At 44.5% G+C, this 23,333-nt stretch carries 21 protein-coding genes and 3 tRNA genes; 23 read left to right on the plus strand and 1 reads right to left on the minus strand.

The window, feature by feature from the left end; all coding sequences use genetic code 11:
- Position 1 precedes the first annotated feature (1 nt).
- The 9 genes from ACHBIF_RS08400 to recO all read left to right on the plus strand — a co-directional run bounded on the left by ACHBIF_RS08400 (position 2) and on the right by recO (position 6,089).
- Positions 2–74: transfer RNA gene (locus ACHBIF_RS08400), tRNA-Phe, on the plus strand.
- A 17-nt stretch (positions 75–91) separates the two neighbouring features.
- A tRNA-Ile gene (locus tag ACHBIF_RS08405) sits at positions 92–165 on the plus strand.
- Between the two features lie 16 nt (positions 166–181).
- Positions 182–269: transfer RNA gene (locus ACHBIF_RS08410), tRNA-Ser, on the plus strand.
- 58 nt (positions 270–327) lie between these two features.
- Positions 328–1,146 carry a rod shape-determining protein MreC gene (gene mreC, locus ACHBIF_RS08415; RefSeq protein ID WP_394719867.1) on the plus strand — a complete coding sequence of 273 codons (819 nt, stop codon included), beginning with the start codon at positions 328–330 and terminating at the stop codon, positions 1,144–1,146.
- A gap of 1 nt (position 1,147) precedes the next feature.
- Positions 1,148–1,663 (plus strand): rod shape-determining protein MreD, encoded by a 516-nt coding sequence (gene mreD / locus ACHBIF_RS08420; protein WP_394719869.1) that lies wholly within the window; start codon positions 1,148–1,150, stop codon positions 1,661–1,663.
- An 84-nt stretch (positions 1,664–1,747) separates the two neighbouring features.
- Positions 1,748–3,001, plus strand: a complete 1,254-nt coding sequence (gene pcsB, locus ACHBIF_RS08425) for a peptidoglycan hydrolase PcsB (RefSeq protein WP_394719871.1) — start codon at positions 1,748–1,750, stop codon at positions 2,999–3,001.
- 97 nt (positions 3,002–3,098) lie between these two features.
- Positions 3,099–4,064, plus strand: coding sequence for a ribose-phosphate diphosphokinase (locus tag ACHBIF_RS08430; RefSeq protein ID WP_105122067.1), 966 nt, complete (start codon positions 3,099–3,101; stop codon positions 4,062–4,064).
- Positions 4,065–4,159: 95 nt separating this feature from the next.
- The gene (locus ACHBIF_RS08435; protein WP_394719874.1) at positions 4,160–5,338 is read left to right on the plus strand and encodes a pyridoxal phosphate-dependent aminotransferase; all 1,179 of its coding nucleotides are present in this window, start codon (positions 4,160–4,162) and stop codon (positions 5,336–5,338) included.
- Positions 5,325–6,089, plus strand: a complete 765-nt coding sequence (gene recO / locus ACHBIF_RS08440; protein WP_394719876.1) for a DNA repair protein RecO — start codon at positions 5,325–5,327, stop codon at positions 6,087–6,089. The genes ACHBIF_RS08435 and recO overlap by 14 nt, the downstream gene beginning before the upstream one ends.
- An 11-nt stretch (positions 6,090–6,100) precedes the next feature.
- Here recO and ACHBIF_RS08445 read toward each other — a convergent pair whose 3' ends face one another.
- The gene (locus ACHBIF_RS08445) at positions 6,101–6,442 is read right to left on the minus strand and encodes a hypothetical protein (RefSeq protein ID WP_394719878.1); all 342 of its coding nucleotides are present in this window, start codon (positions 6,440–6,442) and stop codon (positions 6,101–6,103) included.
- Positions 6,443–6,549: 107 nt separating this feature from the next.
- Between ACHBIF_RS08445 and ACHBIF_RS08450 the strand changes: the two genes are divergently transcribed.
- From ACHBIF_RS08450 to purD, 14 genes are all read left to right on the plus strand, one after another.
- Positions 6,550–7,284, plus strand: coding sequence for a response regulator transcription factor (locus ACHBIF_RS08450; RefSeq protein ID WP_170238958.1), 735 nt, complete (start codon positions 6,550–6,552; stop codon positions 7,282–7,284).
- Entirely contained in the window at positions 7,281–8,645 is a 1,365-nt protein-coding gene (locus tag ACHBIF_RS08455; protein ID WP_394719881.1) for a sensor histidine kinase, read from the plus strand. The genes ACHBIF_RS08450 and ACHBIF_RS08455 overlap by 4 nt, the downstream gene beginning before the upstream one ends.
- Before the next feature lie 323 nt (positions 8,646–8,968).
- Positions 8,969–9,703, plus strand: a complete 735-nt coding sequence (locus ACHBIF_RS08460; protein WP_105107498.1) for a hypothetical protein — start codon at positions 8,969–8,971, stop codon at positions 9,701–9,703.
- A gap of 27 nt (positions 9,704–9,730) precedes the next feature.
- Positions 9,731–10,606 (plus strand): ABC transporter ATP-binding protein, encoded by an 876-nt coding sequence (locus ACHBIF_RS08465; RefSeq protein WP_024405030.1) that lies wholly within the window; start codon positions 9,731–9,733, stop codon positions 10,604–10,606.
- A 1-nt stretch (position 10,607) separates the two neighbouring features.
- Entirely contained in the window at positions 10,608–11,378 is a 771-nt protein-coding gene (locus ACHBIF_RS08470; protein ID WP_029998642.1) for a hypothetical protein, read from the plus strand.
- Positions 11,379–11,501: 123 nt separating this feature from the next.
- Entirely contained in the window at positions 11,502–12,509 is a 1,008-nt protein-coding gene (gene plsX / locus ACHBIF_RS08475) for a phosphate acyltransferase PlsX (protein WP_394719884.1), read from the plus strand.
- Entirely contained in the window at positions 12,502–12,750 is a 249-nt protein-coding gene (locus tag ACHBIF_RS08480; protein WP_394719886.1) for a phosphopantetheine-binding protein, read from the plus strand. The genes plsX and ACHBIF_RS08480 overlap by 8 nt, the downstream gene beginning before the upstream one ends.
- Before the next feature lie 117 nt (positions 12,751–12,867).
- Entirely contained in the window at positions 12,868–13,575 is a 708-nt protein-coding gene (gene purC / locus ACHBIF_RS08485) for a phosphoribosylaminoimidazolesuccinocarboxamide synthase (protein WP_394719888.1), read from the plus strand.
- A 12-nt stretch (positions 13,576–13,587) separates the two neighbouring features.
- Positions 13,588–17,307, plus strand: a complete 3,720-nt coding sequence (locus ACHBIF_RS08490; RefSeq protein ID WP_394719890.1) for a phosphoribosylformylglycinamidine synthase — start codon at positions 13,588–13,590, stop codon at positions 17,305–17,307.
- 2 nt (positions 17,308–17,309) lie between these two features.
- Positions 17,310–18,764: an amidophosphoribosyltransferase gene (gene purF, locus ACHBIF_RS08495; protein ID WP_105160529.1), complete on the plus strand. Its 1,455-nt coding sequence runs from the start codon at positions 17,310–17,312 to the stop codon at positions 18,762–18,764.
- Between the two features lie 48 nt (positions 18,765–18,812).
- Positions 18,813–19,832: a phosphoribosylformylglycinamidine cyclo-ligase gene (purM, locus tag ACHBIF_RS08500; protein WP_394719893.1), complete on the plus strand. Its 1,020-nt coding sequence runs from the start codon at positions 18,813–18,815 to the stop codon at positions 19,830–19,832.
- Complete coding sequence (purN, locus tag ACHBIF_RS08505; RefSeq protein WP_394719895.1) at positions 19,829–20,380, plus strand: phosphoribosylglycinamide formyltransferase; 552 nt, start codon at positions 19,829–19,831, stop codon at positions 20,378–20,380. Before purM ends, purN begins: the two co-directional genes overlap by 4 nt.
- 9 nt (positions 20,381–20,389) lie before the next feature.
- Entirely contained in the window at positions 20,390–21,937 is a 1,548-nt protein-coding gene (gene purH, locus ACHBIF_RS08510; protein ID WP_394719897.1) for a bifunctional phosphoribosylaminoimidazolecarboxamide formyltransferase/IMP cyclohydrolase, read from the plus strand.
- 126 nt (positions 21,938–22,063) lie between these two features.
- Positions 22,064–23,326: a phosphoribosylamine--glycine ligase gene (gene purD / locus ACHBIF_RS08515; protein WP_394719899.1), complete on the plus strand. Its 1,263-nt coding sequence runs from the start codon at positions 22,064–22,066 to the stop codon at positions 23,324–23,326.
- Positions 23,327–23,333 lie beyond the last annotated feature (7 nt).

Below are 23,333 nucleotides of genomic sequence, written 5' to 3' on the forward strand. Positions count from 1 at the left end.
TGGCTCGGTAGCTCAGTTGGTAGAGCAATGGATTGAAGCTCCATGTGTCGGCGGTTCGATTCCGTCTCGCGCCATTACCCAAGATCATCTTGGGCGCGTAGCTCAGATGGTTAGAGCGCACGCCTGATAAGCGTGAGGTCGGTGGTTCGATTCCACTCGTGCCCATTTCATTCGTTATTAAGGAGAATTACTCAAGAGGCTGAAGAGGACGGTTTGCTAAATCGTTAGGTCGGGTAACTGGCGCAAGGGTTCGAATCCCTTATTCTCCGTAGTAAAGAGATATCGTTAGATAATCTCTTTTTATTTTACACAAATTGGGTGACAGTCATGAATAAATTTTTTCGCTATCTCTTATACGCTCTTTCAGTTGTAATTATATCGTTTTCTTTGCTTTTTCTTTCGACGAGGGTCAATATAATTAATGGATTTTCAGTCGTTACTAATGGACTTTCAACTGTTCATAGGTTTGTTGGTTGGCCTTTTCAATCCTTAGCGCGACAGAAGAATATTGTAGAAGACTTATTTGCCAGTTACGATGAAAATAGTGACCTTAAGTCTTCAATTATGGCACTTGGCAATGTTCAATCACAGAATGAAAGTTTGGTGAAAGAAAACGAAAACTTGAGAAAGAATCTTGCTATGAAGGAGGAGTATTCTAGTTTAGATTTTACAGCTGCTATGGTTGTTTCTCGTTCGCCAATGGCTTGGAACCAGACCCTAACGGTCGATATGGGGGAAAATGATGGAATAACCTTAAACAGCTTGGTATTGTCAAATAATGGTTTGATTGGTTTTGTTTCAGATATGACGTCGACTAGTTCAGTAGTTTCCTTGTTTACGAATGACTCTTTTGAGTTAAAAGTACCCGTCAAGATTATTCTGGGATCTGACTCGGTTTATGGTATTCTATCTGGTTATGATGTTGAATCAAATAGCTTTATCATTTCGCAGTTGAATGAAGAAAGGGAGATAAAGGTAGGGAGTCAGGTGGTGACTAGCGATTTTGGTGGAACTGTGCCGGCAAATCTGCCAGTGGGGAAGGTTCAGTCTGTGCAGGAAAATGCAAGTAGCAGTGAAAAGTCTGTATTTGTCTCACCTGCGGCTGATTTTTCCAATCTATATTCGGTGTTAATGGTTGGTAAATAATATGAGAAATAAATGGTTTCCTATTCTACTCCTAATTTTATCTGTGCTTATTTTTCTATTGGATGGGCAACTAGCCCTCTTGTATACAAATTTTTTACCGGGATTTTTGTCAGCGAGTTCCTATCTTCTTTTTTTCTATGCCTTGTATGTTAGTTTGCAATGTCGTTTTTCTCAGTCAGTTCTTCCAGTGGCCATTTTAGGTTTTCTTTTTGATATTTATTACTTAGATCTTATTGGTGTAGCTACGGTATTATTCCCAGTTCTGCTGTATTTCGTTTATTATTTTAGTGATAAGTTACCTTGGAAATTTGGGACCTTGCTTATGATGCAGTTTGTCATGATTTTCTTTTTTGAAATGATTGGCTTTCTTTTGGCACGAGTGTTTAGCTTATCTCATCTGTCTATTTTCATTTTTCTCTTCTATCATTTACTTCCAACTCTGATTATCAATACTCTGATTTTTATATTTATTTATCCATGGCTAGGCCGATTTTTTTCCATCACAGTTAAGACATAAAAGTGTAATAAACGCGTAATATTAGGGCGCATTTTTTGTGATAGAATAATAGAAGTCAGAAAGTATAGAGGAGTATCTTGCAATATGAAGAAACAAGTAATTGCTACACTATTTTTGAGTACGATCGTTCTTTCTCAAGTAGGTAATGTAGCGACAATCAGTGCAAATGATACTGATAGTAAAATTGCCGCTCAAGATGAGAAAATAAATTCGATTGTAGCTCAACAAGCTTCAGCACAAGCAGAGGTTGAAGCACTTCAAGGAAAAGTCAATGCCATCTATGCAGAACAGGATGCATTGAATGCAGAAAATGAACGGTTAGAAGAAGAATCTGCTCAATTGAGCGCTGAAATTGAGCGTCTGTCTGCGGATATTGTTTCACGTGATGGTGTCTTAAAAGAGCAAGCTCGTAGTGCTCAAGTAAATGGTTCTGCAACTAGCTATATCAATACTGTATTGGATTCAAAATCGCTCGTTGATGCAGTATCTCGTGTTAACGCTATGCGTGAAATTGTTTCGGCAAACAAACGTATGTTGGAACAACAAAAATTAGATAAAGAAGCTATTGAAGAAAAACAAATCGCTAACCAAGAAGCGATTAACGTTGTATTTGCTAACAAGCAAAAATTAGAAGATGCAGCGGTTGAGTTGAAAACACAAGAAGCATCTTTGAAAGCAGCTCAATTGAACTTGGCTGCTGAAAAAGCAACTGCTGAAAATGAAAAAGCATCTTTGCTTGCTCAAAAAGCAGCTGCTGAAGAAGCAGCGCGTAAGGCGGCTGAAGAGCAAGCAGCTTATCAGGCTCGTCAAGCTGAGCTTGCGGCTAAACAAAGACAGGCTGTAGCGCCAGTTATTTCTAATACTGTTGCAGCTGCCACACCAGCTCCTGCGACTCCTGCGGCAGAGACGCCAGCTCAAGCACAGGAAGCTACACCGGCTCCTGCTCCAGCAGTTGCGGCAGCTACACCGGCTGCTGAAGCGACAACGGTTGCCACACCAGTTGTTACTTACTCTGCAGGTAATACTTATCCTGTAGGTGAATGTACATGGGGTGTTAAACAGATTGCTCCTTGGGTAGGAAACTACTGGGGTAATGGTGGTCAATGGCTTGGTTCTGCAGCGGCAGCTGGTTTCAGAACTGGTTCGACACCACAAGTTGGCGCAGTTGCAGTATGGACTAATTCTTACTATGGTCACGTTGCAGTAGTAACAGCTGTAAATGGATCTGAAATTCAGGTAATGGAATCAAACTTTAACGGTAATCGTTATGTAAGTAATTTCCGTGGCTGGTTTAATGCTAGTTCCTCAGGAATTGCTGGCTACATTTATCCAAATTAAAATTTCATAGGACGTCTATTGGAGGCGTTCTATTTTTATTTGAAAAATGGAGAAAAAAGGTTTAAAATAGATAAGTAGAAATTTTTAGGAGGCAGTCATGGCGTTTTCTGACTTAATGTTGTTTGCTTTATCATCCAATCAAAAGCTTGCAGCTGAAGTAGCAAAAGAAATGGGAATTCCTTTAGGGAAGTCAAGTGTTCGTCAATTTTCTGATGGTGAAATCCAGGTAAATATCGAAGAATCGATTCGTGGTAGCCATGTGTACATCCTTCAATCAACAAGTTCTCCTGTAAATGATAACTTGATGGAGATTTTAATTATGGTAGATGCCTTGAAGAGGGCTTCTGCTGAGTCAGTTAACGTTGTGGTGCCATACTATGGTTATGCACGCCAGGACCGTAAGGCTCGTTCTCGTGAGCCAATTACGTCAAAACTAGTAGCTAATATGTTAGAGACCGCAGGTGTAAATCGTCTCTTGACCATTGACCTCCATGCGGCACAAATTCAAGGTTTCTTTGATATTCCGGTCGACCATTTGATGGGTGCGCCTTTGATTGCAGATTATTTTGAGCGTCGTGGCATGATGGGAGATGGTTATGTAGTTGTATCTCCAGACCATGGTGGTGTGACCCGTGCACGGAAGTTGGCCCAATTCTTGAAAACACCGATTGCCATTATTGATAAGCGCCGTAGTGTCGATAAGATGAATACTTCTGAGGTTATGAATATCATCGGTGATATTAAGGGCAAGACCTGTATCTTGATTGATGATATGATTGATACGGCAGGAACAATTTGCCATGCGGCAGATGCTCTGGCCGAAGCTGGTGCAACAGCTGTCTATGCATCTTGTACCCACCCTGTCTTGTCTGGACCTGCTATGGATAATATCAGTAAGTCAGCCATAGAGAAACTGGTTGTCTTGGATACCATTGAGATTCCACAAGACCGTTTGATTGATAAGATTGAGCAGATTTCTATAGCGCATTTGTTGGCGGAAGCGATTATTCGTATCCATGAAAAACGTCCGCTGTCACCGCTGTTTGAATCACATAAAAGATAATGAGGGTAAAGGGGAGCGCAAGCTTCTCTTCTTTTTTTCTGTTCATTCTGCTGGAAATGTATTATAATAAACCTATATCTTTTTGAGGTGAATGTATGAATTTATTAGATCGTTTTAATAAAAATCTCAATCGAATTGAAGTGTCTATGATTCGTCAGTTTGATCAGTCGATTTCTCATATTCCTGGAGTTTTGAAATTAACGCTGGGCGAGCCTGATTTTACGACGCCAGACCATGTCAAGGAAGCGGCTAAGGCGGCCATTGATGACAACAAGAGTTATTATACTGGTATGGCAGGTCTTTTGGAATTGCGTCAGGCGGCAGCGGAATTTGTATTTGAAAAGTACAATCTGTCCTACAATCCAGAAACAGAAATCCTGTCAACTATTGGAGCGACAGAGGCTTTGTCGGCTAGCTTGGTGGCTATCTTAGAAGCTGGAGATACGGTGCTCTTGCCTGCGCCAGCTTATCCTGGTTATGAGCCGATTGTTAATATGGTCGGGGCAGATATTGTGGAAATTGATACGACGGTCAATGATTTTGTATTGACACCAGAGATGCTGGAACAAGCCATTATCGAGCAGGGAGACAAGCTCAAGGCGGTCATTCTCAACTATCCTGCTAATCCGACTGGTGTGACCTATTCACGTGAACAGATTGCGGCCTTTGCAGATGTTTTGCGCAAATACCCAATCTTTGTCTTGTCTGATGAGGTTTATGCTGAATTGACCTACACAGGTCAGCCTCATACGTCGATTGCGGAGTTTTTGCCTGAGCAGACCATTCACATTCAAGGTCTGTCCAAATCCCATGCTATGACGGGATGGCGGATTGGTTTAATCATGAGTCAGGCGCCGATTATTGCGCAGATTATCAAGAGCCATCAGTACTTGGTGACAGCGGCATCGACAGCTATGCAGTACGGTGCGGTTGAGGCTTTGAAAAATGGTAAGGATGATGCTCTACCGATGCGAGCGGAGTACATCAAGCGTCGGGATTATATTATCGAGAAGATGACGGAGTTGGGCTTTAAGATTATCAAGCCAGATGGCGCCTTTTACATTTTTGCGAAAATTCCTGCGGGCTATAGTCAAGATTCCTTTAGCTTCTTACAGGAATTTGCCCAGAAAAAGGCGGTGGCCTTTATTCCGGGTGCAGCTTTCGGTCAATATGGTGAGGGCTATGTGCGGATTTCCTATGCAGCCAGCATGGAGTCTATCCAAACAGCCATGGTCCGTCTAAAAGAGTTTTTAGAAGAAAATGGAGCGAATTGAGACAAGGGGATTAGTCCTTTATAATCGCAATTACCGAGAAGACGACAAGTTGGTCAAGATTTTTACGGAACAGGCTGGCAAGCGGATGTTTTTCGTGAAACATGCCTCTAAGTCCAAGCTGGTTGCGGCTATTCAGCCCTTGACCTATGCGGATTTTATTGTCAAAATCAATGAAGAGGGTCTGTGCTACATCGAGGATTTTCATCAGGTCCAGCCCTTCAAGGAAATTAATGGGGATATTTTCAAGCTCAGCTACGCAACTTATTTGATGGCCTTGGCGGATGCTGCCTTGCAGGATAGGATTCATGATGCGCCGCTCTTTACCTTTTTGGTTAAGACTTTGGATTTGATGGAATCGGGCTTGGACTATGAGATTTTGACCAATATTTTTGAAATTCAACTGCTGGAGCGGTTTGGAATTGGGCTTAATTTTCACGAGTGTGCTTTTTGTCACCGAGTTGGCCTACCTTTTGACTATTCCTATCAATACAGTGGCGTTCTCTGTCCGCAACATTACCATAAGGATGAACGAAGGGCTCATCTGGACCCCAATGTGCCCTACTTGCTGGACCAACTTCAGGCCATTTCTTTTGATGATTTAGAAACCATTTCGATCAAGCCGGACATGAAACGGAAGTTGCGGCTCTTTATCGACCAGCTCTATGAGGAATATGTCGGTATTCACTTGAAGTCCAAGAAATTTATCGATGATTTGTCGTCTTGGGGGCAGATTATGAAGTCAGAAGAATAAGAACAGCCTTCTCAATGGAGAGGGCTGTTTTGTAGATATTCCGGTAATTCTGTTTGGACTTGGTGTGGTGTCAGGACAGCTAGGAAGGAGAGGTGACTACGGAAGCAGACTTGGTAGTCAGGCTCTTCATCAATCAAGATGAGCTGTCCAGTGTCATCTCGCTGGCGAATGGTTTTTGCTACCTTCATTCCATCCCAGAATATGTTTTGAGGGGTATTTATGATAAAATAGTAGTTAATTTGATGGGCGACGGGAAAATCTTCTTTGTGTTTGACTTGGAAGGGTCGCCCCAGTTGGTTTAAAATCCTTTCTATCGTATTTGGATAGAAGAATGGTTTTAGGATATAGATCATGTAGGCTTCTTTCCTTTCTTTGATATATCTTAGTATAGGAGATTTTAGAGAAAATGGGGTGGAGCTGTCATGAACAGTCTTTATTTTGTCATGAATGGGGGGATGAGATGTTACGGATTTTTATCTTGGAAGATGATTTTATGCAACAAGCTAGGTTGGAGCAGGCGATTGAGGAAGTTGTAAAAACGAGTGACGTTGCCTATAAGACATTGGAAGTGTTTGGTAAACCTCAGCAGTTATTAGAGGCTGTGGCAGAGACTGGAAATCATCAGCTCTTTTTCCTAGATATTGAGATTAGAGGTGAGGAGAAGAAAGGGATGGAGATTGCACGGGAGATAAGAGCGCGTGATCCGCATGCTGTGATTGTTTTTGTGACGACGCATTCGGAATTTATGCCTTTGACCTATAAATACCGTGTGTCGGCTCTTGATTTTATTGATAAGGGGTTGGATGAGCCTGCCTTTAAGGAAGCGGTGGCAGATGTTCTCCAACATGCTTATAGTCATATTAGTCAGACGGTGAGCGATGATGCTTTTGTTTTCAAGAGTGAGTTTTCTCAGATTCAAGTTCCTTTTTCAGATATTTTGTATTTTGAAACCTCTTCAACGCCTCATAAGGTCGTCTTGACAACCAAGTCAGGTCATACAGAGTTTTATGGCAAGGTGTCAGATATTGCTAAAACGGATGAACGATTGTACCAGAGTCATCGGGCTTATGTAGTTAATCCTGCTAATATTCTTCGTGTGGATGCTGTGGAGCGGATGGTGTATTTTGAACAGGAGGAATCTTGCTTGGTTTCTCGGATGAAACTGAAAGGTTTGCTAGAGAGGGTTGGGAAATGATGGCTATTGGTTTAGTATTTCTAGTGTCCTTCATCGACTGGTTTATCAAGCTTGGAGTTTTTAATCAGTTGAGTCAGCTGAGCTTGAAATGGTGGCGATTGTTTGTTTTCTCAGGTCTATTCTCGGGATTATTCCTCCTTTTTCCAGACAGTGTTCCTTACCTTGAACCCTTTTATTTCTTGGTCTATCTTTTGATATTTCAACGGTCTTGGACTTGGTCTCAATCATTGTTCTACGGTTTGGCACCTTTTGTCTTGGTTGATTTATTTCAGCGAACCTTTGGGATTTACCAGCTTAAGTGGACAACCTTTCAACTATGGCAGACACGTCTGGAATGGCTTGATATTCTCTTTGTGGTAGTGGTCCTTTTGCTCTTTATTCCTTTTTATCGGACCTTTATCCGTTTGCTGGGAATTGATTTTCAGCACATGAAGAAGGTTTTTGCTTATCCAAAGTTTAAAAAGAGTCTCAAGAACCTTATTTATTCCATGCTCTTCTATGTTGTGATAATCCATACGCTCCTCATTTTGGGGCAGTCGGTAGGTGAAATGGACTTTTCAGTGTCGATTGGTATTGGAGGTAGCCTAGTTGATTTAGATTTTATTAAGATTTACTTTGCTTATTTTATCGGTAGTCTCTTTTTCCTCAACACCAAGTTAAAAGAGCAGTTAAGTGAGGAATTGCAGGAAGCCAAGGATGCTCAATTATCTTCTTTAGAAGACTACAGTCAGCATGTGGAAAGCCTGTATAAGGACATTAGAAGTTTTCGACATGATTATACCAATATCTTGGTCAGTCTCAATGAAGCTATCAAGCAGGAAGATGTGAGTGAAATCAGGGCTATCTATCAAACGGTTTTAGCAGGGACAGACCAGAAATTTTATCAAGATGCCTATGATATAGGAAATCTAGCTCATCTGGATAATACTGCGATGAAAAGTATTTTATCTGCTAAGCTGATGGAGGCTCAAAGTCGGGGGATTCAGCTGACCGTTGAGATAGAAGAAGCCAGCACCGCTCCAGTAGGAATCGAATTGCTGGATATGGTGACCATCTTATCAATCTTTTTAGACAATGCCATAGAGTCAGCCAGTTTATCAGCTGAGAAGAGTCTGCTTGTGGCTTATTTTGAAGACCAAGGTGAAAAAATCCTTATCATCGAAAACAGCACAGTGGAAGAACGGATTCAAACAAAATCTATCTTTTCTTATGGGAAATCCAGTAAGGGAGCGGGACGAGGCATTGGTTTGGCCAATGTGCAGAAAATCCTGTCACACTATCCGTCTTGTAGACTGGTGACGACTAGTCAGGCTTTTCGATTCCGTCAAGAACTACATGTGCCACATACGGTTAAAACATAATAATTTACCGTTCATGACAAATAAACGACCATTCATTAGAGTGGTCATTTTTTATTGCTCTTTTGGTTTATACTCTTCTTGTAACACAAATCAATACTCTTCGAAAATCAAAATCAGGCGTTGTTGACTTGATTTGATGACTGAAAAGCTCCAGTGGAGGTTTTCAGCCTGTTACTTGAAAATATAAAAAGTAACAGAGTTCTATCTGCGCCATATAGACACGAACGATGTTCGCTCTATTTCCAACCTCCAAAGGTTCCACAAACCTTTGGAGCTAGCCTGATTTTGATTTTCATTGAGTAGTAGTCCTAAGGAGTTAAATTATGAATCTGTTTCCTTCAGTATTTCAATCCGTTTTTAAAAGACGTGATGTGAATATTCTTTTAGCCTTTGCCTTTTTGCCCTTGCTAGTATCTAGCTTGGCTGGTATAGGAGCTCAAATCAACACAGATGTGGCAAGTAGTTGGCTTTCCTTTATCGTGTCGGCTTTGGAGTTGCAATTCCAATTGGTCTTACCTGCCTTAATCATGGGCTTTATCGTATCGTCGGTCTTTCGTGATGAGATTGGTTCAGGAATCCTGTTTCTTTACAAGGATATCAAGAAATCCAGTATTCTTCACGCCAAGTTACTCAGTCTCTTTGCTGTCTATGTGATTTATTTCTTAGGGACAGTCCTTATCGCTAGTCTGACCTATGTCGTTACCATTGCTCCCCGATATGGTTTTCACTGGCTTCCTGCTCATCAAGCTGCTTATAGTTTGCTCTATATTTTGACGATGATTGGTTTAAATCTGATTTTGCTTAGTCTGGTAGCGGCAGTATCTATCAAGCGAACAACCATAATGGCTGTCTTGACTGGGGTACTTTTTAACCTTTTTGCTCAAATCGCTCCACTTTTAAATGGTTTTCGCTATACTTTCCCACAGACCTATGCGACCAAACTGGCTGGACAGTTTCCATTTGGACTTGCCTTTGCTATTAGTCTAGGTTTGATCCTGCTATATTTTGGATTGGCTTATCATTCGGCACGCAAGAATTTTGAAAAAATTGAATATTAAAAGATACCTAAGAAAGAGAGAATAACAATGCTTACAATCAAGAACCTATCAAAACAATTTGCTGGAAATGACTTTTACTCATTAAAAGATGTGAGTTTGGAGATTAAAAAGGGTGAAATCGTCGGCCTGATCGGTAAAAACGGTGCTGGGAAATCGACCTTGATGAAATTAATGGCTAAATCCCTCAAGCCGACAACAGGAACCATTACCTATAATGGTGTGGATATTCATACGGCAGATAACTTGCTCAAGGATTTTGGGATTATGATTGACCCTGTTTTCTATCCAGAGATGTCTGTTATTGATAATTTGAAGTTTTACCTGACCTTGCATGGTAGAACAGAGATGTTTCCAAATATTGAAAAGACTCTCAAACTCTTAGACTTGTGGGAGGCTCGCAACCGTAAACCAAAAGGCTTCTCATTTGGTATGAAACAGCGGACGGCCTTGGCTATTGCGATGGTAGCAGAGCCAGACTTCCTTATCTTGGATGAGCCTTTTGTGGGCTTGGACCCTGTCGGTGTCCAACAGTTGATCGATATTCTCAAATCTTGGTCACAGGAACGCAATATCTCTATGCTGATTTCCAGTCACCAGCTTGGTGAGTTGGAGGCTCTCTGTGAGCGTTATGTCTATATCGAAAAAGGTCAGTTGGCAGATGAGTTTGCTGGGCAGTCAGCTCCGAGTGTCTTGGTAGAGGTTGATAGCAGAGCAGATAAGGAAGCTCTCTCAGCCTATTTGACAGAGGCGATTACTTTGGATGGGGATGTCCTAGAGATTTCCACTCAGGCAAGCAGTGGAGAACTCAATGCTGTCCTAGCCTACCTAGCTAGTCAAAACTTGATCAGCAAGCTTCATGTAAAAGAAAACCACTTGAAAGAAATTTTTAGTCGAGGTGAATAGTATGTTAGCAATTTTTAAACCTGTTTTTGCCAGTGTTTGGAAGAGGAAGGAAACCAAGATTTTCCTAGCCTTTGCCTTCCTCTTTCCGACTCTTTTTCTGGCTTCAACCTTTTTACCAAAAGGTTCCAACTTCATGGTGCCTGGTGCAAGTGACGGCTATCTTTATTCATTTGTAGTTTTGACTGGTAGTTTATTTAAGTCTTCAAATGACTTTACTCTACCTATCCTTGCCCTTTTCTATCTAACCTATACGGTCTTCAAGGGTGAGGCGGATAGCCATACCATGTTTCTCTATAAGGATATCAAGCGTCAGGATATCTTTTGGGCCAAGGTCTTGAGTCTGGTGACGATTGTCCTTATTTATACAGGAATCTTCCTATTGGTGATGGTGGTATATTACTATACTCGTATTGGTTATTTGGATTATGCTACCTTGACCTTCTGGGATCATCTGGCGGATGAAAATGCAGGGTTTGCTCAAAGTATCCTTGGCGGTATGCTAGATATGTTGGTCTGTGTCTTACTGGCTGCTTGTGTTTCCTTGTACTCAGGGGTCGGAGCGACTATGGCAGTTGCCTTTGGTTACTCACTTGGGTCAAGTATTTTAGCAGTATTTGGTTTGGCTAGCTTCTTTCCAACTGGTAATATTAATGCCTTGTATGAAGGAGCAAGCCTGTTTTCAACATTAGGAACATCTGTTTTGGTTACCTTGGTTTATTCGACGGTATTAGCCTATCTGACATTGAAGTATTTCAAGAAGATGGAATTTTAAGATACTATCCCTTTTCTTGCGAGAGAAAGGGGATTTTTGTTTTGCTCTGCTATTTTCAATAATAGGAAAAAAGATGAAATCGTGCTATAATATCTCTAAGACTAAAGTGAAGGAAATAGACAGATGAAACGTATTGCAGTAGATGCTATGGGTGGGGACCACGCCCCTCAGGCAGTGGTAGAAGGTGTCAATCAAGCCTTGGCTGCCTTTCCAGACATCGAAATTCAACTTTATGGTGATGAGGCTAAAATCAAGCCCTATTTGACAGCGTCGGAGCGAGTGACCATTATCCATACGGATGAGAAAATCAATTCGGATGATGAACCAGTTCGAGCTATTCGTCGCAAGAAAAACTCTTCTATGGTTTTGGCGACTCAGGCTGTTAAGGATGGGCAGGCGGATGCAGTGCTATCAGCTGGAAATACGGGGGCTCTTCTGGCGGCAGGTGTCTTTGTTGTCGGTCGCATCAAGAATATTGATCGTCCCGGACTCATGTCCACTCTGCCGACTATGGATGGCAAGGGCTTTGATATGATGGATTTGGGGGCCAATGCAGAAAATACAGCTCATCACCTCTATCAGTATGGTATTCTTGGCTCATTTTATGCGGAGCATGTGCGTGGGGTCAAGAATCCGCGCGTGGCTCTCTTGAACAATGGTACGGAGGAAACCAAGGGAACACCTGTGCATCAAGAGGCTTTTGCTCTTCTCAGTCAGGAACCGTCTATCAACTTTATCGGCAATGTGGAGGCGCGTGAGTTGCTCAACGGCGTTGCTGATGTGGTTGTGACCGATGGTTTCACGGGAAACGCTGTGTTGAAAACAGTTGAAGGAACGGCTAAGTCTATCGTCGGTCAGTTGACAGGTGCTATCAAATCAGGTAGTTTCCTAGCCAAAATCGGTGGTCTCTTGCTCAAACCGACCTTGAAGAAGGCTCTAGGAGCCTTGGATTACAAGACGGCAGGCGGCGCAGTCTTATTGGGACTCAAAGCTCCGGTTATTAAAGCGCACGGGTCTAGCGATGCAACAGCTATTTTCTATACGATTAAGCAGACGCGTTCGATTTTGGAGGCTGGTATTGTTGAAAAATCAGTTGCCAAATTTTCAGTAGTGGAGGATAGTAATGACTAGAGAGCAGGTTTATCAGCGGGTTGTCGCCATTATCCAAGAGGAGAAGGGTGATGATTTTCAAGTGCAGGAAGAATCTTCTTTAGCAGATAATATAGCTGCGGATTCAGTGGAAATTATGGAATTTGTCCTGACCTTAGAGGATGAGTTTGGGGTGGATGTTCCGGATGCGGCCATTGAGCGATTTGAAACCTTGTCTGACATTGTTGATTTTATTTATGAAGAATTAGAGAAACGTTCGTAGTTTACGGGCGTTTTTCTTTTTATTAGATAGTATTTTAGATTTTTATTTGTTAACACGAATATTGTGTGATAGAATAAACGAAAAGACTAGAATATTTTATGAAAGGCGAACATTCTCATGAAAACAGACCTTCTCTATTCAGGAAAAGCCAAAGACATCTACGCTACGGCTGATAGCGACCAGATTGTTGCGGTTTATAAGGATCAGGCGACGGCTTTTAATGGTGGTAAGAAAGAACAGATTACTGGCAAGGGGCGACTTAACAATCTGATTTCGTCCTTAATTTTTGAAAAGTTGAATGAAGCTGGAGTCAAGACGCATTTTATCAAACGTTTGTCAGATTCAGAGCAATTGAATAGAAAAGTGGAGATTATTCCGCTGGAGGTGGTTTTGCGAAATGTGACCGCTGGTTCTTTTTCAAAACGTTTTGGGGTAGAAGAAGGAATTACATTAGTTACTCCAATCGTGGAATTTTACTATAAAAAAGATGAGTTGGACGATCCTTTTATAAACGATGAACATATTGCTTTTCTTAATCTAGCTAGTTCAGAAGAAATTGCCTATATCAAGGAAGAAACGCGTCGTATCAATAGTTTCTTGAAGGACTTGTTTGCTCAGATTGGGCTGACTTTGGTGGATTTCAAGTTAGAATTTGGGACTGACTCTTCTGGTCAGATTGTATTGGCGGATGAGTTTTCTCCGGATAATTGTCGTCTATGGGATGCGGATGGCAACCATCTGGACAAGGATGTTTTTCGTCGGGGTCTCGGGGATTTGACCGAGGTTTACGAGGTCGTATTGGCAAAGTTACAGGAAGTGAAATAAGGATTGGAAAAAATGGCGAAGCGGATTTTTGTTGAGAAGAAGGCGGATTTTCAGATTAAGGCGGAGGCTCTTCGTAAGGAGTTGACCCATAATTTGCAGTTGACAAGCCTGTCAAGTTTGCGGTTAGTGCAGGTTTACGATGTTTTCAATCTTGAGGAGGACTTGTTAGAGCAGGCCATCAAGCACATCTTTACTGAGCAGGTGACGGACAAGGTCTTGTCGGAAGCGGAACTGGGCTTGGAAGACGCGGTTTATTTTGCTATTGAGGCTTTGCCTGGTCAGTTTGACCAGCGGGCTGCAAGCAGTCAGGAGGCCCTTCTCTTGTTGGGCAGTCGCCAGGAGGTGCGTGTCAATACAGGGCAACTTTACATCTTGAACGGTGATGTGCAGGAAGAAGAGTTGGCTGCTATCAAGAATTATTTGCTCAATCCTGTGGATTCGCGTTTCAAGGATTTGAATGCTCCTTTGGTGGCTCAGGAGTTTTCGGTGTCGGATGCTACTATTCCGACCCTAGACTTTTTTGCTAGCTACGGAGCGGATGATTTTGCAGCTTACAAGCGTGAGGCTGGCTTGGCTATGGAAGTGGAAGACTTGCTCTTCATTCAGGACTATTTCAAGTCAATCGGTCGTGTGCCAACTGAGACAGAACTCAAGGTCTTGGATACTTACTGGAGTGACCACTGCCGTCATACGACATTTGAAACGGAGCTAAAGTCTATTGACTTTTCAGCCTCAAAATTCCACAAGCAATTACAGGCGACCTATGACAAGTATCTTGCTATGCGAACTGAGTTGGGTCGGACAGACAAGCCACAGACTTTGATGGATATGGCGACGATTTTTGGTCGCTATGAGAGGGCCAATGGTCGTCTGGATGATATGGAAGTGTCGGACGAAATCAATGCCTGCTCGGTGGAAATTGAAGTGGATGTGAACGGTGTGAAAGAGCCATGGCTCCTTATGTTCAAGAATGAAACCCATAACCACCCTACAGAAATCGAGCCTTTTGGCGGTGCCGCAACCTGTATCGGTGGAGCCATTCGTGATCCTTTGTCAGGTCGTTCTTATGTTTATCAAGCCATGCGGATTTCAGGTGCGGGCGATATTACCCAGCCTCTGACAGCTACCCGCTCAGGGAAATTGCCACAGCAAATCATTTCAAAAACAGCGGCACATGGCTATTCTTCATACGGAAACCAAATTGGTCTTGCGACCACCTATGTACGTGAATACTTCCACCCAGGCTTTGTCGCAAAACGTATGGAGTTGGGTGCCGTAGTCGGTGCAGCTCCAAAGGAAAATGTGGTCCGTGAAAAACCAGTCGCAGGCGATGTGGTCATCTTGTTAGGAGGCAAAACCGGTCGAGATGGTATCGGTGGAGCAACAGGTTCGTCCAAGGTGCAGACAGTTGAGTCTGTGGAAACGGCTGGTGCGGAAGTCCAAAAAGGAAATGCTATCGAAGAACGTAAAATCCAACGCTTGTTCCGAAATGGTGACGTTACACGCCTTGTCAAAAAATCCAATGATTTCGGTGCAGGCGGTGTCTGCGTAGCTATTGGTGAGCTAGCAGATGGTTTAGAAATCGACTTGGATAAAGTTCCACTCAAGTATGCAGGTCTGAATGGAACGGAAATTGCCATTTCCGAATCACAGGAGCGGATGAGTGTAGTTGTCCGTCCAGAAGACGTAGATGCCTTTATCGCAGCTTGTCGTAAGGAAAATATCCATGCGGTTGTCGTAGCCAAAGTCACTGAAAAACCAAACTTAGTCATGACCTGGAATGGACAAACCATTGTCGATTTGGAGCGTTCCTTCCTTGATACCAACGGTGTGCGTGTAGTCGTTGATGCCAAGATTGTTGACAGTCCTGCCAAGCTGCCAGAAACACGTAGAACTTCCGCTGAAACTGTACAGGAGGACTTGAAAAATCTTCTATCAGACCTCAACCATGCTAGTCAAAAAGGTTTGCAGACGATTTTCGACTCATCTGTTGGTCGTTCAACGGTCAACCATCCACTCGGAGGTCGTCACCAGTTGACACCGACAGAAAGTTCGGTGCAAAAGTTGCCTGTCCAGCACGGTGTGACGACGACGGCTTCTGTCATGGCTCAGGGCTACCATCCCTATCTGGCAGACTGGTCACCTTACCACGGAGCAGCCTATGCAGTCATCGAAGCGACAGCTCGCTTGGTGGCAACAGGCGCTAACTGGTCCAAGGCTCGCTTCTCCTATCAGGAGTATTTCCAGCGAATGGATAAGCAGGCAGAGCGTTTTGGTCAGCCAGTAGCGGCTCTGCTCGGCTCTATTGAGGCTCAAATTCAACTGGGCCTACCGTCTATCGGTGGCAAGGATTCCATGTCTGGTACCTTTGAGGACTTGACTGTACCGCCGACCCTGGTTGCCTTTGGTGTGACCACGGCTGACAGCCGTAAGGTCCTCTCGCCTGAGTTCAAGGCAGCTGGCGAGCACATTTATTACTTACCAGGTCAGATTTTGTCAGAAGACATTGATTTTGCCTTGATCAAGTCTAATTTTGAGACTTTTGAAAAATGGCAGAGCGCTTATGTGATTACGGCTGCTAGTGCCGTCAAGTATGGAGGAATTCTAGAAAGCCTAGCCCTCATGTCCTTTGGAAACCAAGTCGGAGTAAGAGTTGAGCTTGCAGACCTTGAAACTAGCCTAACAGGTCAGCTAGGTGGCTTTGTCTTCACATCGAAAGAAGACATTCCAGATGCTGTGAAAATCGGTCAAACCACTACAGACTTTACACTGCTTGTCAATGGTGTCAACCTAGCTGGACAGGACTTGCAGGCAGCCTTTGAAGGCAAACTAGAAGAAGTTTACCCAACAGAATTTGAACAGGCGACAGAGTTGCAGGATGTTCCAGCAGTCACAAGTTCAGTGGTTATAAAAGCAAAAGAAGCCGTTGAGGTACCTGTGGTTTACATCCCAGTCTTCCCAGGTACCAACTCAGAATACGACTCCGCCAAGGCTTTTGAACAGGCTGGTGCCAAGGTTAATCTGGTGCCATTTGTGACTTTGGATGCGGAAAGTATTGAACAGTCAGTTGATACAATGGTTGACAGCATTGACAAGGCCAACATTCTATTCTTCGCAGGTGGATTCTCGGCTGCGGATGAGCCAGACGGGTCTGCTAAGTTTATCGTGACTATCTTACGAAATGCCAAGGTCCGCTCTGCTATTGACCAATTTATCGAAAAAGGTGGCCTTATCATCGGTATCTGTAATGGCTTCCAGGCCCTTGTCAAATCGGGCTTGCTGCCGTATGGAAACTTTGAGGGGGCGGGAGAAACCAGTCCAACCCTCTTCTACAACGATGCCAACCAGCACGTTGCTAAAATGGTGGAAACACGGATTGCCAATGTCAACTCACCGTGGTTGGCAGGTGTCCAAGTCGGTGACATCCATGCTATTCCAGTTTCACACGGGGAAGGAAAGTTTGTGGTGACGGACGAGGAGTTCACTACCTTGCGTGACAATGGTCAGATTTTCAGCCAATACGTTGACTTTGCAGGTCAGCCTAGCATGGATTCTAAATATAATCCAAACGGTTCTAGCCATGCTATTGAAGGAATCACCAGCCGAAATGGTCAGATTATCGGGAAAATGGGACACTCGGAGCGTTACGAGGACGGTCTTTTCCAAAATATTCCAGGTAAGAAAGACCAAGGTCTCTTTGTTTCAGCAGTTCGCTATTTTACAGGAAAATAAATATGACATACGAAGTTAAATCACTCAACGAAGAATGCGGTGTTTTCGGTATTTGGGGACATCCGCAGGCTGCTCAGGTGACCTATTTTGGTCTGCATAGCTTGCAGCACCGTGGACAAGAAGGGGCAGGGATTGTTTCGAACAATCAGGGAACGCTTTATGGACATCGAGCTACAGGACTCTTATCTGAAGTTTTTAAAAATCCAGCTGATTTGGAAGGGTTAAAAGGGAATGCGGCAATCGGACATGTTCGATATGCCACAGCTGGTTCAGCGGACATTCGAAATATCCAACCCTTTCTTTATAAATTTCATGATGAAGCTTTTGGCTTAGCCCATAATGGGAACTTGACCAATGCAATTTCTCTGAGAAAAGAATTGGAAGCGCAAGGTGCTATTTTCAACGCCTCGTCAGATACTGAAATCCTCATGCATCTGATTCGTCGCAGCCACAATCCAAATTTTATGGGCAAGGTCAAGGAGGCTTTGAGCATTGTCAAGGGAGGCTTTGCCTATCTCTTGATGACAGAGGACAAGTTGATTGCGGCCTTGGATCCAAATGGCTTTCGTCCCCTATCTATCGGGAAGATGAAAAATGGAGCCTGGGTTATTGCCAGCGAAACTTGTGCCTTTGAAGTAGTTGGAGCTGAGTGGGTACGGGATGTCGAACCTGGAGAGATTGTCATCATAGATGATGTGGGTATCCACTATGATAGTTACACAAGTGATACCCAATTGGCGATCTGTTCGATGGAATATGTCTACTTTGCCCGCCCTGATTCGACTATTCATGGAGTCAATGTCCACACGGCACGAAAAAATATGGGCAAACGCTTAGCGCAGGAATTTCAACATGAAGCCGACATTGTGGTCGGTGTGCCAAATTCTTCTCTCAGCGCTGCTATGGGTTTTGCTGAAGAATCCGGTTTACCTAATGAGATGGGTTTGGTGAAAAATCAGTACACTCAGCGTACCTTTATCCAACCAACCCAGGAGCTCCGTGAGCAGGGAGTCCGCATGAAGTTGTCTGCTGTTTCTGGGGTTGTTAAGGGCAAACGTGTGGTCATGATTGACGATTCCATCGTGCGTGGAACGACTAGCCGGCGGATTGTTCAGCTCTTGCGAGAGGCAGGGGCAGCAGAAGTCCATGTGGCAATCGGTAGTCCAGAGCTCAAGTATCCATGCTTTTACGGTATCGATATTCAAACCCGTCGGGAACTGATTTCAGCCAACCACACCGTTGAGGAAGTCTGTGAGATTATTGGAGCAGATAGCCTGACCTATCTTTCTCTTGAGGGGATGATTGAAGCCATCGGTATCGACACAGATGCTCCCAATGGAGGACTATGTGTAGCTTATTTTGATGGTGAGTATCCAACGCCTCTTTATGACTATGAGGAAGAATATTTGCGTAGTTTAGAAGAACAGACAAGTTTTTACATCGAAAAGGTCAAATAGTGACTTGATTGATTCTAGAAGGTCAAATAATTAAGAAGGAAGATTGATATGTCAAAAAATGCATATGCCCAATCGGGTGTTGACGTCGAAGCTGGCTACGAAGTGGTTGAGCGGATTAAGAAACACGTGGCTCGGACAGAACGTTTGGGCGTTATGGGAGCTCTCGGTGGCTTTGGTGGTATGTTTGATCTGACGAAGCTGGATGTCAAAGAGCCAGTCTTAGTATCTGGGACAGACGGCGTGGGAACCAAGCTCATGCTAGCTATCCAGTACGACAAACATGATACCATTGGTCAGGATTGCGTGGCCATGTGTGTCAACGACATTATCGCTGCAGGTGCGGAGCCACTTTATTTCCTCGACTACATCGCGACAGGAAAAAACGAGCCTGCCAAGCTGGAGCAGGTGGTTGCAGGTGTGGCGGAAGGCTGTGTCCAGGCAGGTTGTGGATTGATTGGCGGTGAAACGGCTGAGATGCCTGGCATGTACGGCGAGGATGACTATGACCTAGCTGGCTTTGCCGTCGGTATTGCGGAGAAGTCCCAGGTTATTGACGGCAGTAAGGTCCAGGAGGGCGACATTCTCCTCGGCCTAGCTTCCAGCGGCATCCACTCCAACGGCTATTCCCTAGTCCGTCGTGTGTTTGCGGATCTTGCTGGCGACGCTCTGTTGCCAGAGCTCAATGGCAGAGCTCTGAAGGATGTCCTCTTAGAGCCTACCCGCATTTATGTCCAGCAGGTATTGCCTCTGGTAAAAGCAGGGCTGGTCAACGGCATTGCCCATATCACAGGTGGTGGTTTCATCGAAAATGTGCCTCGTATGTTTGCTGATAATCTTGCAGCTGAGATCGAAGAAGACAAGATTCCAGTCCTCCCAATCTTTACAGCTCTTGAAAAATACGGAAAGATCAAACATGAAGAAATGTTTGAAATCTTCAATATGGGTATCGGATTGGTCCTGGCAGTCAGTCCAGATAAGGTTGACAGTGTCTGTCAACTAGTTGACGAGGAAGTTTACACCATTGGTCGCATCATCGCCAAGGAAGATAAGAGTGTGGTCATCAAATGAAACGAATAGCAGTGTTTGCATCAGGCAACGGTTCCAATTTTCAAGTCATCGCAGAGCAGTTTGAAGTTGTCTTTGTCTTTTCAGACCACAGAAATGCCTATGTCTTGGAACGGGCTGAAAAACTTGGTGTGCCAGCCTTTACTTTTGAATTAAAAGAGTTTGCGGATAAGCAGGCTTACGAAGAAGCCCTCATCCAACTCTTAGACCAGCACCAGATTGACTTGATGGTCTTGGCAGGCTATATGAAGATTGTGGGACCGACCTTGTTAGCTCAATATGAAGGTCGTATCATCAATATCCACCCCGCCTACTTACCTGAATTTCCAGGAGCCCATGGAATTGAAGATGCTTGGCAGGCTGGCGTATCTGAAAGCGGAGTAACAGTCCACTGGGTTGATAGCGGCGTTGACACAGGACAAATTATCCAGCAAGTCCGAGTTCCAAGGCTGGCTGATGATAGCTTAGAAACCTTTGAAGCCAGAATACATGAAGCGGAGTACCAACTCTATCCAGCAGTTTTGGAGGAGTTGGGGGCAGTGAAAAAATAAGGAGAAATCATGACAAAACGTGCGTTAATTAGCGTATCAGATAAAAATGGTATCGTAGAATTTGCCCAGGAATTGACCAAACTTGGCTGGGAAATTATCTCGACCGGAGGCACCAAGGTTGCCTTGGATCAGGCAGGCGTAACCACTATTGCAATTGATGATGTGACCGGTTTTCCTGAGATGATGGATGGCCGTGTTAAGACGCTTCATCCCAAAATCCACGGGGGCTTGCTGGCTCGTCGGGATGTGGACAGCCACTTGCAAGCAGCCAAGGACCATGAGATTGGCTTGATTGACTTGGTAGTGGTCAACCTTTATCCTTTCAAAGAGACTATCTTGCGCCCAGATGTGACCTATGATTTGGCGGTGGAGAACATCGACATCGGTGGACCGTCCATGCTCCGTTCAGCAGCTAAAAACCACGCCAGCGTGACCGTTGTAGTGGATCCGGCAGATTATCCGACGGTTTTAGGGGAAATAGCAGAGCAGGGACAGACGACCTACTCAACGCGTCAGCGATTGGCTGCCAAGGTTTTCCGTCATACCGCAGCCTACGACGCCCTGATTGCAGCCTACTTTACCAAGCAAGTTGGTGAAGACAAGCCTGAAAAACTCACCATTACCTACGACCTCAATCAGCCCATGCGTTACGGAGAAAATCCTCAGCAACATGCGGATTTCTACCAAAATGCACTTCCGACAGCCTATTCTATTGCAGCTGCTAAACAGCTAAACGGTAAGGAATTGTCTTTCAATAACATTCGTGATGCGGATGCGGCTATCCGTATTATCCGTGATTTCAAAGACCGTCCGACTGTTGTGGCTCTTAAACACATGAACCCTTGCGGTATTGGTCAGGCTGAAACCATTGAACAGGCTTGGGATTATGCTTATGAGGCTGACCCAGTATCCATTTTCGGAGGCATCGTCGTGCTGAACAGGGAAGTGGATGCTGCGACGGCTGAAAAGATGCACCCGATTTTCTTAGAAATCATCATCGCACCGAGCTACTCGGCAGAAGCGTTAGCGATTTTGACCAATAAAAAGAAAAATCTTCGGATTTTGGAATTGGCTTTTGACGCACAGGATGCAAGCGAAGTGGAAAAGGAGTTCACAGGCGTTGTCGGGGGGCTCTTGGTGCAGGATCAGGACGTGGTGGTGGAAAGCCCAGCGGACTGGCAGGTGGTGACCGATCGTCAACCGTCCGAGCAAGAGTGGGCGGCTATGGAGTTCGCCTGGAAGTCCTCTAAGTATGTCAAGTCCAACGGCATCATCATCACCAATGACAAGATGACCTTGGGCGTGGGGCCGGGGCAAACCAACCGTGTGGCGTCCGTCCGTATCGCTATCGAGCAGGCCAAGGATCGTTTGGAGGGAGCCGTTTTGGCATCGGATGCCTTCTTCCCATTTGCTGATAACGTGGAAGAAATCGCAGCGGCAGGTATCAAGGCTATCATTCAGCCAGGTGGATCCGTCCGTGACCAGGATTCCATTGACATGGCCAATAAATATGGCTTAACTATGGTCTTTACAGGAGTCAGACATTTTAGACATTGAGAAATTTGGATATTGCTCACCTCGTGTGAGCTTTTTCCATTCCCGAACATTTCCCTGTTCTTTCTATCAAAATCCGTCTGTTTTTGCTATACTGTTTATAGAAAATCCGTTTTTGAGGTGTAAAAAATGAAACTTTTAGTTGTTGGGTCTGGTGGTCGTGAACACGCTATTGCAAAGAAATTGTTAGAATCTAAACAGGTAGAACAGGTCTTTGTTGCTCCTGGAAATGACGGAATGACTTTAGATGGTATCGAGTTAGTAAACATCGGAATTTCCGAACATTCTGCGCTGATTAACTTTGCTAAGGAAAATGACATAGCTTGGACTTTTGTGGGTCCAGACGATGCTCTGGCAGCAGGAATCGTTGATGATTTTGAACAGGCGGGACTAAAAGCTTTTGGTCCGAGTCGTCTCGCCGCGGAGCTAGAGTGGTCAAAAGACTTTGCCAAACAAATCATGGTCAAATACGGCATCCCAACAGCAGCCTTTGGCACATTTTCCAACTTCGAAGAAGCCAAAGCCTACATCGAAGAGCAGGGTGCTCCAATCGTGGTCAAGGCGGACGGCTTGGCACTAGGCAAGGGCGTGGTCGTGGCAGAAACCGTCGAGCAGGCAGTCGAAGCGGCTCGGGAGATGCTCTTGGACAACAAGTTCGGCGAATCGGGTGCCCGCGTGGTCATCGAGGAGTTCTTGGCGGGCGAGGAGTTCTCCCTCTTTGCTCTGGTCAATGGCGACCAGTTTTACATTCTGCCGACAGCCCAGGACCACAAGCGTGCCTTTGACGGCGACCAAGGTCCCAACACAGGTGGCATGGGGGCTTATGCTCCTGTTCCCCACCTGCCTCAAAGCGTGGTGGACACAGCGGTTGACACTATTGTCAAGCCCATTCTGGATGGCATGATTGCGGAAGGTCGGTCTTATATGGGCGTGCTCTATGCTGGTTTGATTCTGACCGACCAAGGTCCCAAGGTTATCGAGTTCAACGCCCGTTTTGGCGACCCAGAAACCCAGATTATCTTGCCTCGTTTGACCTCTGACTTTGCTCAGAACATCGACGACATCCTCCGCCAACGTCCGACTCAGCTGACCTGGCTAGACAGTGGCGTGACGCTGGGTGTGGTTGTGGCCTCAAATGGCTATCCTTTGGACTACGAAAAGGGCATTGAGTTGCCTGCGAAGACTGAGGGTGACATCACGACTTACTATGCAGGGGTTCGTTTTGCGGAAAATAGCAGAGCACTGCTATCCAATGGCGGTCGAGTTTATATGCTGGTTACCACAGCAGCCACCGTCCAAGAAGCTCAAGAAAAAATTTACGCGGAGTTGAAGAAACAAGACACGACAGGCCTCTTTTATCGGACAGATATTGGAAGCAAGGCCGTAAAATAAGGGATAA

Source organism: Streptococcus sp. A11 (assembly GCF_043674225.1).
GTDB lineage: Bacteria > Bacillota > Bacilli > Lactobacillales > Streptococcaceae > Streptococcus > Streptococcus suis_V.

Bases quoted from the DNA above. Each gene is read 5' to 3' on its own strand.
- mreC (WP_394719867.1), top strand. From the start codon at position 328: ATGAATAAATTTTTTCGCTATCTCTTATACGCTCTTTCAGTTGTAATT.
- mreD (WP_394719869.1), top strand. From the start codon at position 1,148: ATGAGAAATAAATGGTTTCCTATTCTACTCCTAATTTTATCTGTGCTT.
- pcsB (WP_394719871.1), top strand. From the start codon at position 1,748: ATGAAGAAACAAGTAATTGCTACACTATTTTTGAGTACGATCGTTCTT.
- ACHBIF_RS08430 (WP_105122067.1), top strand. From the start codon at position 3,099: ATGGCGTTTTCTGACTTAATGTTGTTTGCTTTATCATCCAATCAAAAG.
- ACHBIF_RS08435 (WP_394719874.1), top strand. From the start codon at position 4,160: ATGAATTTATTAGATCGTTTTAATAAAAATCTCAATCGAATTGAAGTG.
- recO (WP_394719876.1), top strand. From the start codon at position 5,325: ATGGAGCGAATTGAGACAAGGGGATTAGTCCTTTATAATCGCAATTAC.
- ACHBIF_RS08445 (WP_394719878.1), bottom strand. From the start codon at position 6,442: ATGATCTATATCCTAAAACCATTCTTCTATCCAAATACGATAGAAAGG.
- ACHBIF_RS08450 (WP_170238958.1), top strand. From the start codon at position 6,550: ATGTTACGGATTTTTATCTTGGAAGATGATTTTATGCAACAAGCTAGG.
- ACHBIF_RS08455 (WP_394719881.1), top strand. From the start codon at position 7,281: ATGATGGCTATTGGTTTAGTATTTCTAGTGTCCTTCATCGACTGGTTT.
- ACHBIF_RS08460 (WP_105107498.1), top strand. From the start codon at position 8,969: ATGAATCTGTTTCCTTCAGTATTTCAATCCGTTTTTAAAAGACGTGAT.
- ACHBIF_RS08465 (WP_024405030.1), top strand. From the start codon at position 9,731: ATGCTTACAATCAAGAACCTATCAAAACAATTTGCTGGAAATGACTTT.
- ACHBIF_RS08470 (WP_029998642.1), top strand. From the start codon at position 10,608: ATGTTAGCAATTTTTAAACCTGTTTTTGCCAGTGTTTGGAAGAGGAAG.
- plsX (WP_394719884.1), top strand. From the start codon at position 11,502: ATGAAACGTATTGCAGTAGATGCTATGGGTGGGGACCACGCCCCTCAG.
- ACHBIF_RS08480 (WP_394719886.1), top strand. From the start codon at position 12,502: ATGACTAGAGAGCAGGTTTATCAGCGGGTTGTCGCCATTATCCAAGAG.
- purC (WP_394719888.1), top strand. From the start codon at position 12,868: ATGAAAACAGACCTTCTCTATTCAGGAAAAGCCAAAGACATCTACGCT.
- ACHBIF_RS08490 (WP_394719890.1), top strand. From the start codon at position 13,588: ATGGCGAAGCGGATTTTTGTTGAGAAGAAGGCGGATTTTCAGATTAAG.
- purF (WP_105160529.1), top strand. From the start codon at position 17,310: ATGACATACGAAGTTAAATCACTCAACGAAGAATGCGGTGTTTTCGGT.
- purM (WP_394719893.1), top strand. From the start codon at position 18,813: ATGTCAAAAAATGCATATGCCCAATCGGGTGTTGACGTCGAAGCTGGC.
- purN (WP_394719895.1), top strand. From the start codon at position 19,829: ATGAAACGAATAGCAGTGTTTGCATCAGGCAACGGTTCCAATTTTCAA.
- purH (WP_394719897.1), top strand. From the start codon at position 20,390: ATGACAAAACGTGCGTTAATTAGCGTATCAGATAAAAATGGTATCGTA.
- purD (WP_394719899.1), top strand. From the start codon at position 22,064: ATGAAACTTTTAGTTGTTGGGTCTGGTGGTCGTGAACACGCTATTGCA.